Consider the following 14,418-nt stretch of genomic DNA (forward strand, 5'->3'; position numbering starts at 1 on the left):
CCGTGGACGGTCTGTTCTGGAACATCCAGCTGGCCAACTACTACGCCGCCCTGGAAGCCACGGCGGCGGCGGTGGCCGTGCTGATCCTGATCTCCAGCCTCGATGACCTGTTCATCGATGTCTGGTACTGGTTACGCGAGAGCTGGCGCGCGCTGACGATCAAGCGCCGCGATGCGTACCGGCCGCTGACCCAGGACGACCTGCTGCAGCGGCCGGAACAGCCGCTGGCGATCATGGTGCCGGCGTGGATGGAGTACGACGTCATCGCGCAGATGGTGGAGAACATGATCAACGTGCTCGACTACCGCGAGTACGTCGTGTTCGTCGGCACCTATCCCAACGACCAGCAGACCATCGACGAAGTCGAGCGCATGCGCCGCCGCTACAAGCGTCTGCGCCGCGTGGAGGTGCCGCACGACGGTCCGACCAGCAAGGCCGACTGCCTGAACTGGCTGATCCTGGCGATCTTCGATTACGAGAAGCGCCACGACGTCGAGTTCGCCGGGGTGATCCTGCACGACAGCGAGGACGTGCTGCACCCGATGGAACTGCGCTTCTACAACTACCTGCTGCCGCGCAAGGACATGATCCAGCTGCCGGTCACCTCGCTGGACCGCGAGTGGTACGAGCTGGTGGCCGGTGTCTACATGGACGAGTTCGCCGAATGGCACGCCAAGGATCTGGTGGTGCGTGAAAGTGTTTCCGGCATGGTGCCGTCGGCGGGCGTCGGCACCTGCTTCTCGCGGCGCGCGCTGCTGGCACTGAGCGCGCAGACCGACAACCAGCCCTTCAACACCGACAGCCTCACCGAGGACTACGACGTCGGTGCGCGGCTGGCGGCGATGGGCATGCAGTCGATCTTCGCCCGCTTCCCGGTGCAGTTCCGCGTGCGTCGCCCGTCATGGTTCGGTTGGGGGCCGGTACGCGAGCGCACCCAGCAGATGGCGCTGTGCGTGCGCGAATACTTCCCCGACAACTTTCGTGCCTCGTACCGGCAGAAGGCACGCTGGGTGCTCGGCATCGGCCTGCAGAGCTGGGAGTCGCTGGGCTGGCGCGGCTCGCTGGCCACCAAGTACCTGCTGGCGCGCGACCGCAAGGGCATCATCACCTCGTTCGTCAGCATCATCGCCTACCTCATCTTCCTGCAGCTGCTGCTGTTCTGGGTGCTGAAGATGACCGGGGTATGGACAATGCAGTTCCCCAGCGTGTTCCAGGCCGGTACCTGGCAGATGAACGTGGCGCTGCTGACCACCGCGGCACTGGCGACCCGGGTCGTGCAGCGCTTCTATTTCGTCAACCGGCTGTATGGCTGGGAGCATGCGTTGATGTCGATCCCGCGCATGGTGGTCGGCAACATGATCAATTTCATGGCCACCGCACGCGCGTGGAAGGTGTTCCTGGCCTACCTGCTGTTCGGCAAGCGCATGGTCTGGGACAAGACCATGCACGACTTCCCGGATGCCGCGCAGCTGGTGCAGACCCGCAAGCAGCTGGGCGAGCTGTTGACCACCTGGCAGGCGGTGGAACCGGAACGGCTGCAGCAGGCGCTAGACCAGCAGCATGCCGGCCGGCAGCAGCCACTGGGCCGCATCCTGCTCACCCAGGGCTGGCTGGATGATGAAACGCTGGCCGAGGCGATCGCCTTCCAGGGCGACCTGCAACGCGCGGTGATCGACGTGGACTACCTGCGCGCCTGCCAGTTCCCGGTCAGTGCCGATGCCTGCGTGCAATGGCGCATGTTGCCGCTGCCACCGCGCCAACAGGGCACCCTGCGGCTGGCCGTGGCCAGCCCATTGCCCGAAGAGGCGCTGGCACTGCTGAAGCAGGAAACCCGCAGCGAGCACATCGAACAGAGCATTGCCCGCGAAAGCGAAATCAACGCCGGTCTGCGACTGATCGGCGGCGACCGGCAGTGGCATCTGGACAACGTGCCCTTGCTGGGTGACCTGCTGGTGGAGATGCGCCTGATCGATCACGCGCGCTTCGAGATCGCGCTGGACGCGTACAAGCCGCAGCGCGATGGCCGCATTGGCGATTACCTGGTCAAGCAGGGCATCACCACCGAAGACGCGGTGGCCCAGGCCATGCAGGAACAGCGCCGGCGTGCGGCCGCGCTGCAGTCGCCGCCTCCCGGAGCCTTGCCGGCATGAAGACCACGCTGCTGTCCACCGTCATTGCCGTGGCACTGGCCAGCGCCGCCGCGCCGGTGCTGGCACAGGCCGATGCAGCACTGCCGCTGTCCGGTGCGGCCTACCGCATCGCCGAGCAGGCGTTTGCTGCCTATGAGCGCGGCGACTACCCGGCGGCTTACCAGCAGTCCACGGAAGCGATCCGGCTGCGCCCGGACGTGGTGCGGCTGCGCCTGCTGCAGATCTATGCGCTGCAGAAACTGGGGCGGGGTGCGGAGGCGCAGCAGCAGGCACGTCGTGCACTGGATGCGGGGTTGAAGGATCCGGCGTTGCCGGCGCTGGCGGCTGCCATCGCTGCACGTAGCGCGGCGACTGGCGGCGAAGGTGCGCGCACGACATCCCCATCGCGTCCGGGCGGCAGTGCCGCGGACCGCAGCAGGCAGCAGGCCTACGCGCTGGCCACCGAGGCCTACGCGGCCTATGACGCCGGGCGGATGGGAGAGGCGGCCGGCAAGGCCGAACAGGCCTTCCGGCAGCAGCCGACGCAGGGTGTCTGGGCACTGCTGTGGGTGGCCGCGCTGGAGGCACAGCAGCAGCCCGAACAGGCCGACGCCGCCATTGCCACCGCACTGCAGCTGGGCGCGCCGAATGCCGAGGCGCTGCAGGCCCGGCGCGTGGCGCTGGATCGCCAGCGCGCGCTGCTGCAGGCGCAGCAGGCGTATCGGTCGCTGTCCACGCAGGATGATGCCGCGGCCGTTGCGCAGGCACGTGCCGCTGTCGAGCTGGCACCGGAGGTGGCCACGTACCGGTTGCTGCTGATTACCGCGCAGCTGCAGCAGGGGCAGCTGGCCGACGCCGAGCGCAGTGCCGACCAGGCGTTGCAGGCCGACGGCCAGGATCTCAATGCACGGGTGATGCGCGGCTACCTGCGCCAGCGCCAGGGCAATACCGTGCTCGCCAATCAGGACTTCGACACCGCACTCGCTGCGCCGGGGTCAACAACGCAGCAACGCAACGTGCGCCTGCTGGCGGTGGATGCGGCGCTGGCCAGTGCCGACCGCACGCGCGCCGAGGCGCTGCTGGCACCACTGCAGTCGGCATTGCCAACGGATGCGGGCGATGCACGCGCGCAGCAGCTGCTGCAGCAGGGCATCGAGCAGCGCGGCCGGGCGATCCGCTCCGGTCGCGCGCTCCCCCGCATCAGCGCACAGACCTACCCGGCGCCGTTCCAGCACTGCCAGTCGGGCGACACCGGCAACCGCTGCGAGCTGATGCCGGCCGACCTGCAGGGCGATGGCGGTGCCGCACAGCGTGCCTACGCTGCCTACGCGCGCCAGGACTACGCCGAGGCCATCGGTGAGGCGCGGCAGGCCGTGCAGCTCGCGCCGGACGACGCGAAGCTGCAAGGCCTGCTGACCACCACGCTGGCGTCGGGCAACCGCGCCCAGCAGGACGAAGCACGGCAGCGCCTGGATGCGGCGCTGGCACAGCGCCCTGACGATGCGGAGGCGCTGATGCAGCGCGGCTACCTCAACCAGAAGGCGCACGAACCGGCGCAGGCACTGGCCGACTTCCGCGCCGCCGAGGCCACCGGCAAGGCACCGAAGAGCGTGGTGCTCGACCAGGCGTACGCGAGTGCGGCCAACGGCGATCATCCACAGGCGGTGTCACTGCTGCGCAGCGCCATCGACCGCGCCGACGCCGGTGAGCTGCCGCTGGATGAGCATCAGCGCTACAACGTGCGCAATGCCATCGCCAACTATTCGCGGGAGTGGGGCGTGATCGCCTCGGCCGGTTTCCGGGGTGCGCGCCAGGCCGCGACCAATGTCGGCGGCGCGGCGATCAGCACGCCGGGTGATTCGGTGTTCAGTACGCTGGAGGCGTTCTGGCGGCCCCCGGCCTTCAACGACCAGCACGGCACGCTGGAACTCTATGCACGCCTGCTCAACACCCTGTACGACCAGGGCGGCACCTACGAATCGATCCGCGCGGTGGATCCGTGCACTGGTGAATCGACACCGGATGCACGCGCACGCGCTGAACGTCTCAGCCATTCGCGCTCCACCACCGGCTGGCCGTCCACCATCGCCTCGTTCGGCATGCGCTACGCCTTCGGCCAGACCGGCCTGAGCGCCGGCATCGAGCGCCGCCAGTTCCTCGGCAGCGCCACCCGCACGGGCGGTCTATCCCGCATCGGTGGCCGTGCAATGCAGCCTGCAGCTGGCCCTGAACCCACCACTGGAAGCCAGCACACTGGCCCGCTACCGCTTGGCCAGCGGTTCCGGCGGCTGGATGTCCTACCTGACCTACGGCTATTACCACGGCACCGACCTGCGCACCGACGTGAACCAGTGGTGGATGGTCAGCGGTTACGCGCAGGGCGGCTACACCTGGGACGACAACAGCGCCCACTTCATCCTTGACGCGCTCGATGCCAACGGCACACCGGTACGGCGGATCGGCGATGCCAACGGGCGCCTGCATCGCGAGCAGTGGTTCGCCGCCGGTGAACTGCGTGCCGGCCGCAGCTTCCGTTTCGGCGCCGGGCAGACCCACTGGGTGGTCACGCCGTATGTAGTGGTGGGGGCGGACTGGCTGGACCAGCGCTCGCGCGTGCGCGACATCCGCTATCCGCTGTTCCCGGCGCAGTCGTTCGCGCTCAACGATACGCAGCGCAGCTGGTCCCTTGGCGCGGGCCCGGGCGTGGGCGTGCGCTACTGGTTCCGCGAGGACCACTACAACACGCCGCGCTCCTACCTGGACCTGACCGTGCAGTACCGCTTTGCGATCGGTGGCGGTGATACGCAGCGCGCCAAGGGCCTGTTCGCCACCGCCATCCTCTACTACTGAGGCAGGCCCCAACGTCGTCGCAGCGCCGCGGCCTGCGGCGTGTCCTGGGTCAGCCACGGCTCCAGCGCGTAGACCAGCACGTGCTGCGCACCGCTGTCGCGTGCCCACGCCAGCTGCCGCTGGATGCGCGCGGCATCGGCGGTTTCGCCCTTGAAGGCGCTGCCGTCGGCGGCGCTGCCGGGCAGTTCGCGGAACAGTTCGACGATCGCATCGAAGCCGATGCCGTGCGCGTGGAAATGATCGAGCAGCGGTTGCAGCTGCTGCACGTTGCCGGCGCCGGCCACCCCCACGCCGTCCTGCACCATGGGCCGCAGCGCGGCCTGTGCCAGCACTGCCTGCCACAGCGTGACCAGGTTGCCGTCGGTCTGCAGGCGGCTGAAGTAGCAGGACATCGCGCAGTCGCCGCCGCGTGCACTGGCGGCCTGCACCAGGCCGTGCAGCCACCGTGCCAGCCACTGCTGGCGTGCCGGATCGGCCCAGTGGTACTGCTCCAGTTCGTAGGGCAGGTACCAGCCGCCGAAGGCGGGTTGCTGCGCCCAGGGCGCCTGTGCCAACCACTGGCGTGCCTGCGCCAGGCTGTCGGCCAGGAAGGCCTGCAGCGTGGCATCGTCGGCACCAATGGCCTGCCACCAGTGTTGCTGGAAGGGCAGGCCGACGCGGATGCGGAGGTTGTTCTCGCTGGCGGCGGTGAACAGCTGCTGCAGGCTGCTGTCCGGCAGCGACCAGTCGCCGTCGCTGCCACCGACGATGCCGGTCCACTGCAGCACCAGCTGTCGGCAGCCCAGCGCATGGGCAAGCTTCAACGAGCGCTGCCAGTCGGCCAGGCCCCATTGCAGGTGGCTGCGCCAGGGCTGCAGGAAGGTGCCATCCACCTGCACCGGCAGCGAACAGCCGGGCAGGGTGGCGAGCGTACAGGCGAGCGGTGCCAGCACTGCCGCGCGCAGCAACCGGCGGCGCAACGGCGAAGACGGATCCGTGGGAAGGTCGGGCCGAACCATGCCTGCATCATCCCAGAGCACCGTGCGCGGCAGGTGAACCACCACCCGGTAGTGCCGGCCGCGGGCCGGCATCACCGTGCGCCTTTATTCCAACGCGTAGCGCAGGGTGAACAGCACCGCCACCAGCCACACCGCCGGATGCACTTCGCGCCAGCGGCCGGTGCCCGCCTTCAGCGCGGCATAGGCGATGAAGCCGAACGCCAGGCCGTTGGCAATGGAGTAGGTGAACGGCATCGCCAGCGCACACAGTGCGGCCGGCACCGATTCGGTCAGGTCGCTCCAGTCCACTTCCACCAGTTCACGCAGCATCAGGCCGGCCACGAACAGCAGCGCGGGTGCGGTGGCATAACTGGGCACCATCGCCGCCAGCGGCGAGAACAGCAGCGCGGCCAGGAACAGCGCCGATACGACCAGCGCGGTCAGGCCGGTACGGCCACCCACCTGCACGCCCGAGGCGCTTTCAGCGAAGGCCGTGGTGCTGCTGGTGCCGAGCATCGAACCGGCCACGATCGCCGTGCTGTCGGCCAGCAACGCGCGGCCGAAGCGCTTCTGCGCGCCCGGCAGCTTCAGCAGGCCGGCGCGGCCGACCACGCCGTACAGGGTGCCGGTGGCATCGAACACTTCCACCAGCACGAACACCAGCACCACCTGCAGCAGCACCGCGATCGGCGCGCCGCCGTCATGGTGCAGCAGGCCTGGCAGGTCCAGCTGCAGGAAGGTGGGCGCCAGGCTCGGCGGCAGCGAGACCAGGCCCTGGTACTGCACGTCGCCCAGCGCCCAGCCGGCGCCGGTCACCGCCAGGATGCCGATCAGGATCGCACCGCGGATGCGGCGTGCTTCCAGCACCGCGATCAGCAGGAAACCAGCCAGCGCCAGCAGTGGCGGCGCCGTGTTCAACGGGCCCAGCGCCACCAGCGTGTCTTCATTGCCGACGATCACGCCGGATTTCTGCAGCGCGATGATCGCCAGGAACAGGCCGATGCCGGCCACGATCGCCGAGCGCAGCGACGAAGGAATGCCCGACACCAGCCACGCCCGCACGCCAGTCAGCGACAGCACCAGGAACACCAGGCCGGAGATGAACACCGCCCCCAGGGCCTGCTGCCACGGCAGGCCGGCGGCACCGACCACGGTGAACGCGAAGAACGCGTTCAGGCCCATGCCCGGTGCCATGCCAACCGGGAAATTGGCGGCCAGCGCCATCACCGCCGAACCCAGCGCAGCGGCCAGGCAGGTGGCCACGAACACCGCACCCGCATCCATGCCGGTGGTGCCGAGGATCTCGGGGTTCACGAAGACGATGTAGGACATCGTCAGGAAGGTGGTGACACCGGCCAGCAGCTCGGTACGCACGGTGGTGCCGTGCTGCTGCAGCTGGAACAGGCGCTCGAACAGGGACATGGGGGAATCTCGCGACAATAATGCGTCACGACCAACGGTCGTGACCTACCCGAATGCAGAACGTGGGTACCGACCGTTGGTCGGTACGCTTCAAAGCGTCACCACCAACGGTGGCGACCTACCGAAATGAGAAAGGCCGCGCGAGCGCGGCCTTTCCTGTTGCCTTACTTCAGCGCCTTGAAGCGCAGGCGCTTCGGCGCAGCGTCGTCGCCCATGCGGCGGCGCTTGTCTTCTTCGTACTCGCGGTAGTTGCCCTGGAAGAACTCCACGTGCGAGTCGCCTTCGAACGCCAGGATGTGGGTCGCGATGCGATCCAGGAACCAGCGGTCATGCGAAATGACGAAGGTGTTGCCCGGGAACTCCAGCAGCGCATCTTCCAGCGCACGCAGGGTTTCGATGTCCAGGTCGTTGGACGGTTCGTCGAGCAGCAGCACGTTGCCACCCTGCAGCAGGGTCTTGGCCATGTGCAGGCGGCCACGCTCACCACCGGACAGCGAACCGACCATCTTCTGCTGGTCCTGGCCCTTGAAGTTGAAGCGGCCGATGTAGGCGCGCGACTGGATCTCGATGCCGTTGATGTTGAGGATGTCCAGGCCGCCAGCGATTTCCTGGAAGACGTTGTGGTTGCCTTCCAGCGCGTCGCGGCTCTGGTCCACGTAGGACAGCTTCACGGTCGGGCCGACCACGATCTCGCCGGTATCCGGCTTTTCCTGGCCGGTGATCATCTTGAACAGGGTCGACTTACCGGCACCGTTCGGGCCGATGATGCCGACGATGGCGCCGGCCGGCACCAGGAAGTTCAGGTTGTCGAACAGCAGGCGGTCGCCGAACTTCTTGGAGACGTTCTTGAACTCCATCACCGCGTTGCCCAGGCGCTCGCCCGGCGGGATGAAGATTTCATTGGTCTCGTTGCGCTTCTGGTAATCGACCGACTGCAGCTCTTCCAGGCGGGCCAGACGGGCCTTGCCCTTGGTGCGGCCGCCCTTGGCGTTCTGGCGCGACCACTCCAGTTCCTTCTGGATCGCCTTCTGGCGAGCCTTTTCCTGGTTGTCTTCCTGCTTCAGGCGCTCATCCTTCTGGGTCAGCCAGTCGGTGTAGTTGCCCTTCCACGGAATGCCGCGGCCGCGGTCCAGTTCCAGGATCCACTCGGCGGCGTTGTCCAGGAAGTAGCGATCGTGGGTGACCGCCACCACGGTGCCGGTGTAGCGCGCCAGGAACTGTTCCAGCCATTCCACCGACTCGGCGTCGAGGTGGTTGGTCGGTTCGTCGAGCAGCAGCATGTCCGGCTTCTGCAGCAGCAGGCGGCACAGCGCCACGCGGCGCTTCTCACCACCGGACAGCTTGCCGACGATGGCATCCCACGGCGGCAGGCGCAGCGCATCGGCGGCCACGTCCAGCTGGTTTTCCAGGGTGTGCGCGTCGCCCGCGGCCAGGATCGCCTCCAGGCGCTCCTGTTCCTTGGCCAGCGCGTCGAAGTCGGCGCCTTCCTCGGCGTAGGCCAGGTACACCGCGTCCAGCGCGGCCTGGGCCTGCAGCACTTCGCCCACGCCTTCCTCGACCGCTTCACGCACGGTCTTGGTCGGGTCCAGTTCCGGTTCCTGCGCCAGGTAGCCGACCTTGATGCCCGGCTGCGGGCGGGCTTCGCCCTCGAAATCGGTGTCCACGCCGGCCATGATCTTCAGCACGGTGGACTTGCCGGCGCCGTTCAGGCCCAGCAGGCCGATCTTCGCGCCCGGGAAGAAGGACAGCGAGATGTCCTTGATGATCTGCCGCTTGGGCGGGACCACCTTGGACACGCGGTTCATGGTGTAGATGTATTGCGAGGACATGAGGTCTCCGTAGGCGCGGCCCTGCGCCCGGCCCGTCACGGGAACATCCCGTTGCGGCGGCGGGCACAGACTGAAAAGGAATACCGCCAATTATAGCCGGAACCGGTTCCCGGCCGCGCCGGGCGGGCGTCGCCGGGCTGGCCGTGGGCTGAATACTTCGTCACAGTCCTGCAGCGGGAAGCGTTTCCAGCCGGAAACGGTTCAGATCGGGTGCGCAATATGGGCTCACCACCCACCCAAGCAGAGGTCTGACATGCGCATCAATCGAGTAATGGCCGGCGCCGTGGCCTCTGTGCTGGCGCTCGGCGCCGTGGCCCCGGCCTTCGCCGACAACGACCATCGCCGCGGCCATGACCGCCGTGAATGGCGCGAGGATCGCCGCGAGTGGCGCCAGGATCGCCGTGACTGGGAGCGCGACCGCCGCGAGGCCCGGCACGACTACCGCCAGGACCGCCGTGAATGGCACCGCGATCATGACCGCTACTACCGCCCGGCACCGCCGCGCGTGGTCTATCGCCCGGCCTATGGCCCCGGCTACGGCTGGAAGGTCGGCCATCGCTATCGCGACTACTACCGCGGACCGGTCTACGTGGTGAACGACTACCCGCGCTACCACCTGCGTCGCCCGCCCTATGGGCACCAGTGGATCCGCGATGACCGCGGCAACATGCTGCTGGTCGCCATCGCCACCGGCGTGATCGCCCAGTACGTGCTCAGCAGCCGCTGAGGATCGCGGCCGGGGTCGGATCCCTTTCCAACGGAAAGGGCGCTGACCCCACACCATCAATCGAAACCATACGGGGCCGGATTCCTTCGGGGATGCCGGCCCTGTCTGTTTCGGCCCCGGCAGCCCGGTGCGGGGCTACAATCGGGGGCTGAGCCGTACCCCCTTTTCCCTGCCTGCTGGAGTACCCGATGTTCCCGCGTGACGTCCGCATCGAATCCTACGATCCCGAACTGGCCAAGGCCATCGCCGCTGAGACCCAGCGCCAGGAAGACCACGTCGAGCTGATCGCCAGCGAGAACTACACCAGCCCGGCGGTGATGGAAGCCCAGGGCAGCCAGCTGACCAACAAGTACGCCGAAGGCTACCCGGGCAAGCGCTACTACGGTGGCTGCGAATACGTGGACATCGCCGAGCAGCTGGCGATCGACCGCCTGAAGCAGCTGTTCGGCGCCGACTACGCCAACGTGCAGCCGCACAGCGGCTCGCAGGCCAACCAGGCCGTGTACTTCGCCCTGCTGCAGCCGGGTGACACCATCCTCGGCATGAGCCTGGCCCACGGCGGCCACCTCACCCACGGTGCCAAGGTCAACGCCTCGGGCAAGCTGTTCAACGCCGTGCAGTACGGTGTGAACGACCAGGGCCTGATCGATTACGACGAAGTCGAGCGCCTGGCCCTGGAGCACAAGCCGAAGATGGTCGTGGCCGGCTTCTCGGCCTACTCGCAGGTGATCGACTGGGCGCGCTTCCGCGCCATCGCCGACAAGGTCGGTGCCTACCTGTTCGTCGACATGGCCCACGTCGCCGGCCTGGTCGCCGCTGGCGTCTACCCGAGCCCGCTGGAGCACGCCCACGTGGTCACCTCGACCACCCACAAGACCCTGCGCGGCCCGCGCGGCGGCATCATCGTCGCCAAGGGCGCCGACGAAGACCTGGTCAAGAAGCTGCAGTCGATCGTGTTCCCGGGCATCCAGGGCGGTCCGCTGATGCACGTCATCGCCGGCAAGGCCGTGGCCTTCAAGGAAGCGCTGGAGCCGGGCTTCAAGGCCTACCAGCAGCAGGTGGTGAAGAACGCCCAGGCGATGGCCAACACGCTCATTGCGCGTGGTTACAAGATCGTCTCCGGTGGCACCCAGAACCACCTGATGCTGGTCGACATGATCGGCAAGGACGTGTCCGGCAAGGACGCGGAAGCCGCGCTGGGCAAGGCCCACATCACCGTCAACAAGAACTCGGTGCCGAACGACCCGCGTTCGCCGTTCGTGACCTCGGGCCTGCGCCTGGGCACCCCGGCGGTGACCACCCGTGGTTACGTCGAACAGGACTGCGTGGACCTGGCCAACTGGATCGCCGACGTGCTCGACGCACCGAACGATGAGGCCGTCATCGCCCGCGTGCGCGACGCCGTCAGCGCGCAGTGCCGCAAGTACCCGGTCTACGGCTGATCGGAGCAGGGGTCAGAGCCCTTCCCGCAGGGAAGGGCTCTGACCCCGAAGCCCGTATCGCAGCAGGGGTCGGATCCCTTCCCGCAGGGAAGGGCTCTGACCCCGGTATCGGAGCAACCGCGCATGGATGAGCGCCACCTCAAGTACCTGTACACCGCCCTGGCGGTGGTGTTCGGCCTGCCCAGCCTGGCGATGGGCGGTGTCGTCGCAGCGATGTTCCTGGTGCTTGGCCTGCAGTCTTTCGGCCGCAACAGCGACCCCAACCTCGTGCTGCTGGCGTGGGGCCTGGCGGGTGTCGTCGGATGCCTGGCGTGGCTGTGGCTCAGCGCCGGGTATCTGCTGCAGGGCCGGGCCGGACTGCAGGTGCGAGCGGTGTGGTGGTGGCTGCTGCTGGTCGGTGGCCTGGCCGCGCTGCCGGTGCTCTGGTTGGCCGCATGGGCCGGGTTCCAGGAGGGCGGCTCGGCGTTGGAAGTGTTGCTGCTGGGCCCGTCGATGCTGGTGCCGGCCGCGATGCTGGTGTGGATCAAACGCCGCGCATGACGTGGCCCATGGAAGGAAATCGAACACATGGATGAGCGTCACCACAAGCGCTGGATGGCCATTGCCGGCCTGCTGGTGGGCCTGCCTACCGCGGCGGCAGGCGGCACAGGGGCCGTGCTGGGGTTGATGGTCGTATGGGATGGCAAGTACCTGGCGGGCGACGAGCACACGCTGTTGCTGCTGTGGTCGTCGGCCGGAATCATCGGCCTGCTGTCGTGGTTGTGGCTGACTGGCCTGTTCCTGTGGCGCGGTGTTGCCGGCCTGCGCCAATCGCCGGTTGTCGCCTGGGTCGGCCTGGCGCTGGGGGTGCTGGCCGCGTTGGCAGTGGTCGCCGCCACGCTGTACTTCACCTTCAAGCGCGGGGAGATCTCGACATTGGGCTTCCTCGGGTTTGGTCCGCCGCTGCTGGTGATGGCCGGGCACCTGGCGTGGCTGCGCTGGGCACCCGCGGCATCGGCACCACCTGCTCCCGGTTGAGCGGGTTGTCCTGGCTGCACTGGATGCTCTGATTGGCCGAAATGCAGGCGCTTGCGCGCAGACAGCATTTGCTGCTGCGCCCCTTCTCAGGTACCTTTGCGACGCTGCCATGACCGTGGCAATAGGTACTTCCCTGAGCCAGGCGTTCCATGCATTGCCCCTTCTGCCAACATGCCGATACCCGGGTCATCGACTCGCGCGTCTCCGAAGACGGCGCGACGATCCGTCGTCGGCGTGAATGCGAAGCCTGCGGCGAGCGCTTCAGCACCCTGGAAACGGTCGAACTGAAGCTGCCGGCCATCGTCAAGAGCGATGGCACCCGAGAGGCGTTCGACCAGCGCAAGGTCCGCGCCGGCTTCGACCGCGCGCTGCAGAAGCGTGCAGTGGCCGAAGACAAGATCGAAGCGGCGGTGCGTGCGGTGGTCCACCAGCTGCGCATCAGCGGTGAACGCGAAGTGCCCTCGATCAAGGTTGGCGAGTTCGTGATGAACGAACTGCGCAAGCTCGACCACGTGGGCTACGTGCGCTTCGCTTCGGTCTACCGCAGCTTCGAGGACGTGGCCGATTTCCGCGAGGAGATCGAGAAGCTCGAGCGCGACCTGCCGTCCAGTACCGAGCAGCTGCAGCTGCTGGGCGATGTGATCGCCCTGACCAAGAAGAAGAAGGGCTGACCGCCTCTGCCTTGGTGGGTGCCAACCTTGGTTGGCACCGATGGCACATCCACTGGTGGGTGCCAACCGTTGGTTGGCACAGATAGCTGCTTCGGTGGGTGCCAACCGTTGGTTGGCACAGATAACTGCTTCGATGGGTGCCAACCGTTGGTTGGCACAGATAACTGCTTCGGTGGGTGCCAACCGTTGGTTGGCACTGATGGCGTGGATCCACACCAACGGCGCTACCATGGCCGCATGACCACCCCGTTCTCCGTCCTCGACCACCTGCACATGGCCAACGCACTGCGCCTGGCCGAGCGTGCCGCCTACACCACCCGCCCCAACCCGATGGTCGGCTGCGTCATTGCCCACGGCGAACGCGTGGTCGGGCAGGGCTGGCACCAGCGCGCCGGAGGACCGCACGCTGAGGTGTTCGCCCTGCGCGAGGCCGGCGGAGAAGCACGCGGTGCCACCGCCTACGTCACCCTTGAACCCTGCGCGCACTACGGGCGCACGCCGCCGTGCGCGCTGGCCTTGATCGAAGCAGGCGTGTCGCGGGTGGTCGCGGCGATGCGCGATCCGTTCCCGAAGGTCGATGGGGGTGGTTTCGATCTGCTGCGCAATGCCGGCATCGACGTCGCCGAAGGGCTGATGGCCGCACAGGCGCGCGAGCTCAACAAGGGTTTCCTGTCGCGCGTGGAGCGCAACCGGCCGTGGTTGCGGGTGAAGCTGGCCGCCAGCCTCGATGGCCGTACCGCGATGGCCGATGGCAGCTCCAAGTGGATCACCGGGCCGGCCGCGCGCGAAGACGTGCAGCACTGGCGCGCGCGCGCGGGCGCGATCCTGACCGGCGCCGACACGGTGCTGGCCGACGACCCGATGCTGACCGTGCGCCTGGCCGATACCGAGGTGATGCCGCCACTGCGCGTGGTGCTGGATTCGCGCCTGCGCTCGCTGGAGTGCAGCCGCGTGCGCGAGGGCGGGGCACCGACGCTCTACCTGCACGATGCTGCAGTGAGTGCACCAGATGCGGCCGACGCAGAGTTTGCCAGCGTGCCCAGCGTTGATGGACGACTGGACCTGGGCGCGGTGCTGGCGCTGCTGGCCGAGCGTGGCATCAACGAAGTGCATACCGAAGCCGGCGCGACGCTGGCCGGTGCCTTGCTGCGCGGCGGCTGGGTAGACGAACTGCTGCTGTATCAGGCGCCTACGCTGCTGGGCGACAACGGTCGCCCGCTGCTGGCGGGCCTTGGCATCGATGCCATGGACCAGCAGCGCCGCCTGCGCGTGGTCGATCAGCGCCAGGTAGGCGAGGACATCAGGCTGCTGCTGCGCCCGTGATGGAATGACGCGGAACAGGGGCGACGCCCGT

10 protein-coding genes and 1 pseudogene are annotated in these 14,418 nt (G+C 67.7%); 8 read left to right on the forward strand and 3 right to left on the reverse strand.

Annotated elements, in window-relative coordinates; translation table 11 throughout:
* The first annotated feature begins 2 nt into the window (after positions 1–2).
* Both AB1281_RS23245 and AB1281_RS23250 read left to right on the forward strand, forming a co-directional pair.
* The gene (locus AB1281_RS23245; protein WP_430347165.1) at positions 3–2,150 is read left to right on the forward strand and encodes a glycosyl transferase family protein; all 2,148 of its coding nucleotides are present in this window, start codon (positions 3–5) and stop codon (positions 2,148–2,150) included.
* A pseudogene (locus tag AB1281_RS23250) lies at positions 2,147–4,979 on the forward strand (NfrA family protein). Before AB1281_RS23245 ends, AB1281_RS23250 begins: the two are co-directional and overlap by 4 nt.
* Here AB1281_RS23250 and AB1281_RS23255 read toward each other — a convergent pair.
* The 3 genes from AB1281_RS23255 to ettA form a co-directional block, all read right to left on the reverse strand.
* Positions 4,973–5,977: a DUF4434 domain-containing protein gene (locus AB1281_RS23255; protein ID WP_430347235.1), complete on the reverse strand. Its 1,005-nt coding sequence runs from the start codon at positions 5,975–5,977 to the stop codon at positions 4,973–4,975. The pseudogene AB1281_RS23250 and the gene AB1281_RS23255 sit on opposite strands and share 7 nt — an antisense overlap.
* 84 nt (positions 5,978–6,061) lie before the next feature.
* Positions 6,062–7,378 carry an NCS2 family permease gene (locus AB1281_RS23260; RefSeq protein WP_005408048.1) on the reverse strand — a complete coding sequence of 439 codons (1,317 nt, stop codon included), beginning with the start codon at positions 7,376–7,378 and terminating at the stop codon, positions 6,062–6,064.
* Positions 7,379–7,542: 164 nt separating this feature from the next.
* Positions 7,543–9,207 (reverse strand): energy-dependent translational throttle protein EttA, encoded by a 1,665-nt coding sequence (gene ettA, locus AB1281_RS23265; RefSeq protein WP_014035954.1) that lies wholly within the window; start codon positions 9,205–9,207, stop codon positions 7,543–7,545.
* A 253-nt stretch (positions 9,208–9,460) separates the two neighbouring features.
* On the opposite strand from ettA, the gene AB1281_RS23270 reads away from it, so the two are divergent.
* The 6 genes from AB1281_RS23270 (at position 9,461) to ribD (ending at position 14,387) form a co-directional block, all read left to right on the forward strand.
* Positions 9,461–9,934, forward strand: coding sequence for an RcnB family protein (locus AB1281_RS23270; protein WP_430347166.1), 474 nt, complete (start codon positions 9,461–9,463; stop codon positions 9,932–9,934).
* Positions 9,935–10,122: 188 nt separating this feature from the next.
* Positions 10,123–11,376, forward strand: a complete 1,254-nt coding sequence (gene glyA / locus AB1281_RS23275) for a serine hydroxymethyltransferase (protein WP_430347167.1) — start codon at positions 10,123–10,125, stop codon at positions 11,374–11,376.
* Positions 11,377–11,499: 123 nt separating this feature from the next.
* The gene (locus tag AB1281_RS23280) at positions 11,500–11,916 is read left to right on the forward strand and encodes a hypothetical protein (RefSeq protein ID WP_430347168.1); all 417 of its coding nucleotides are present in this window, start codon (positions 11,500–11,502) and stop codon (positions 11,914–11,916) included.
* A 27-nt stretch (positions 11,917–11,943) separates the two neighbouring features.
* The gene (locus tag AB1281_RS23285; RefSeq protein WP_430347169.1) at positions 11,944–12,393 is read left to right on the forward strand and encodes a hypothetical protein; all 450 of its coding nucleotides are present in this window, start codon (positions 11,944–11,946) and stop codon (positions 12,391–12,393) included.
* Positions 12,394–12,542: 149 nt separating this feature from the next.
* On the forward strand, positions 12,543–13,064 hold the full coding sequence (gene nrdR, locus AB1281_RS23290) for a transcriptional regulator NrdR (RefSeq protein WP_010481984.1): 522 nt from the start codon (positions 12,543–12,545) through the stop codon (positions 13,062–13,064).
* 237 nt (positions 13,065–13,301) lie between these two features.
* Positions 13,302–14,387: a bifunctional diaminohydroxyphosphoribosylaminopyrimidine deaminase/5-amino-6-(5-phosphoribosylamino)uracil reductase RibD gene (gene ribD, locus AB1281_RS23295; RefSeq protein WP_430347170.1), complete on the forward strand. Its 1,086-nt coding sequence runs from the start codon at positions 13,302–13,304 to the stop codon at positions 14,385–14,387.
* Positions 14,388–14,418 lie beyond the last annotated feature (31 nt).

This window comes from Stenotrophomonas sp. NRRL B-14846, from assembly GCF_050473585.1.
Lineage (GTDB): Bacteria > Pseudomonadota > Gammaproteobacteria > Xanthomonadales > Xanthomonadaceae > Stenotrophomonas.